Raw genomic sequence first — 2,049 nt, forward strand, 5'->3', positions numbered from 1 at the left:
CACCAGTCCGTTCCCATGATTTATAATAATCGCTTGACCATAACCACTGGCTGCTCCCGCCAAAGTCACCGTGCCTTCAGCCATTGCATAAACGGGCTGCAGCTCTGTGTTGGCGGCTCCATTCGCAATATCAATGCCCTTGTGCATTCGAGTCGTTCCAAACAAATCCCGCAAGGCAAAAGGAGAGGATACTCGGCTAATCGTAGGCACTGGCCACACATATGCCGTGCCATCCACATCCAGTTGAACAGGAGCCATCCATGCATACTCCCCTGCTGCTTGTGGCTTATAGCTATCGGCATCCGAAAAAATCATGAACGGCAAAAACACAAACAAAACAATTAATGCCACGAGTCCAAAAAGGATCAACACCAACCCGATTCCCGGGGAGCTCAGTGCCGAAATCAGTGCAATCATTTTCTTGAGATCCTTGGCCTTTTTGACGACTTCCAACAGAATCCCCCCTATCCTGCGGTTTTCAGTCCCCGCGTTTTATACAGAACATGTTCTTCAGGAGGGACATGCATAATCAGTTCATCGTACCTTTTGTGATTTTCCAATATATAGCGCTGTGTGCCTTCGTTTTGCGTAATCAGTTCTTGAATCTCAATTGGCAGATCCGCATGAGAGGAGAGTAAACGTACAGCCGATTGCTCCATATAAAAATACACACGTACACTCGTGTTTTCCCACATGCCGACACCAGCTGCGGTATCCAGCATAATGGCCGGAGAATTGCCTGCCAGAATCATCATGCCATTCTGCTTCCGAATAGCCGTATACCAAGTAAATACATAACTGCGCAACTCCGGATTTTGCAGCTGGCGTTGACCTTCGTCTACCAGCACAGCAGAAAAGTGAGCTCCGGCAATTTTTAGCAGATGGATGTTGGCATTAACCTGTTCAAAAGCCATCGACATCTTGATCTGCGCTTGTTTGGCGGATTCATCCTTTTTAGACTCGTCTTCCTCGCCAGACCCTACCCGGTACACCACAAGGGGAGCTTTCTCATCAAAGCTAGAAGCCTCTTCAATTTGAAAAATATCATCATAAATACCAATGAAATAGATTTTGATCTTGTCGTACAGACTTTTGGCATCTGCATTACTGCGAGAGGCTACTTCAATTTCTTGAAACACAGCGTGGATCGTCGGCTTGGGACCCGTGGGAGCACTCCAGGTTTCCGGCTTTTTCTTATCAATTCCTGCAGCTCGGTACACTCTACGGATTGCTTCACCCACTTCAAAGATTTCAGTACGGGTTAAGTTCTCCCCAAGCAGCGAAAAGGTTCGAACACCACTTTTTTCAGCCATCTTGTACCGGGAGCGATTATACTGTACACAATCCTTATCGATCTCAGTGATCGCAGGCATGATGGTCAGCGGTTCAAAATAGCGTCCCTCCTCAGTCGTATGGTCAATATAGACGCCTCCTACATACTCACAAAGCTCACGCCACTCGCCGTCCAGGTCAAATACAAAAACATGCACGCCTTCTTCTAACAATGACACCACAAGCGCCTTGAGAAAGTAACTTTTCCCTTCCCCAGTCTTACCAAACACAGTGACGTTCTGCGCCCTCGGATCTTCTGGATCACATAGATTGACAAAACAAAAGCCGCCGTCCTCAGTCCGGCGACCAAAATAAAGTCCATCTGCATCCGAAAACGAGCCTCGGGTCATCGGGTACGTGCGTGCTGCAACAGAGTCTGTCGTGACACGCCCATAATGCGTTTTGTTAAAAAATTCACTATGATTCACGTAAGGATCAGAGGCAGGTGCGGTTTGCCGCATCGCTTCTCGCTGCTCGCGCTTCAATTCATTCAGCTTTCCGGACATGTTATCAAACCAAAGCTTCAGTCCCGCCTCAGCCGCTTCAATTTGATGCAGTTTGGGCGCGGATAGCGTCAGGAAGGTTTGAACCTCCACCAGCTTATGGTCATTTGACAGCGTCGAATCTCTTAAGGCGAGAATGGTTTCCTTCGCCGCGATCTCTGCATTACGGGCTGGATCAGTTTCGCTCTGATCATTGATGCTGGCCGTCAGCCGG

At 48.3% G+C, this 2,049-nt stretch carries 2 protein-coding genes; both read right to left on the minus strand.

Annotated elements, in window-relative coordinates; all coding sequences use genetic code 11:
• A partial coding sequence (locus ACQ76X_RS35745; protein ID WP_438498641.1) for a M23 family metallopeptidase occupies positions 1 to 453 on the minus strand: 453 nt, incomplete at its 3' end.
• Between the two features lie 11 nt (positions 454 to 464).
• Positions 465 to 2,049: helicase HerA domain-containing protein (locus ACQ76X_RS35750; RefSeq protein WP_438498642.1), on the minus strand; the 1,585-nt coding region annotated here is incomplete at its 5' end.

The organism is Paenibacillus sp. IHBB 3054 (assembly GCF_051594305.1).
Lineage (GTDB): Bacteria > Bacillota > Bacilli > Paenibacillales > Paenibacillaceae > Paenibacillus_AQ.